This window comes from Mesorhizobium sp. M7A.F.Ca.CA.003.01.2.1 (assembly GCF_003998945.1).
In the GTDB taxonomy this organism is placed as follows: Bacteria; Pseudomonadota; Alphaproteobacteria; order Rhizobiales; family Rhizobiaceae; genus Mesorhizobium; species Mesorhizobium ciceri.
The window spans coordinates 1-787 of the sequence record NZ_RZRA01001475.1 but is presented as its reverse complement, the minus strand read 5'-3'; the positions used below and the strand labels follow the sequence as shown (position 1 = coordinate 787).

Annotated in this window: 1 protein-coding gene; it reads left to right on the top strand. The window is 58.6% G+C overall.

Features of this window, described 5'->3' with window-relative positions:
- Nucleotides 1-56: 56 nt before the first annotated feature.
- Nucleotides 57-787 (top strand): NAD-dependent epimerase/dehydratase family protein (locus EN969_RS33570; RefSeq protein ID WP_127419892.1); only part of this gene is annotated, 731 nt, incomplete at its 3' end.

The following is a 787-nucleotide window of genomic DNA, read 5'->3' as shown; positions in this document are numbered from 1 at the left end:
CGGGCGATGCTTTGTCCCGGCCCGGCGGTAGCGTGTTCGGTGCGTATGAGGAAAGCATGACTAAGCTTGTCAAGGTTCTGAAACTGGAATCCGGCAGCCAAAAGGACGCCAGCCAAAGCCGACGACGCGCCCTTGTCGCCGGAGGAGCGGGATTTTTAGGTTCGCATCTGTGCGAACGTCTTTTGCGGGACGGATACGACGTTGTCGCGCTGGACAATTTCCACACCGGCAAAAGATACAATCTCAATGCCCTTCAGCGCAATCCGAGCTTCAGCTGCATCGAGCACGACATCGTCGATGCACTGCCTTCGGACCTTCAGTGCGACGAGATCTACAATCTCGCCTGCCCAGCCTCTCCGCCGCACTACCAGGCAGATCCGATCCACACCTTCAAGACAAGCGTGCTTGGCTCGCTGAACCTTCTGGAACTCGCGCGACAGAACAAGGCCAAGATATTCCAGGCCTCGACGTCCGAAGTCTATGGCGATCCCTTCGTGCATCCACAGCCCGAGAGCTACTTCGGCAACGTCAATACGCACGGGCCGCGCTCCTGCTACGATGAAGGCAAGCGCTCGGCCGAAACCCTGTTCTTCGATTATTCGAGAACCTATGGTCTCGATATTCGTGTCGCCCGCATTTTCAACACCTACGGTCGCCGCATGCAGCCCGACGATGGACGTGTGGTTTCGAACTTCATCGTCCAGGCGCTGCGCGGCGAGGACCTGACCGTCTATGGCAGCGGCCAGCAGACGCGCTCCTTCTGCTATGCCGACGACCTGATCGAGGG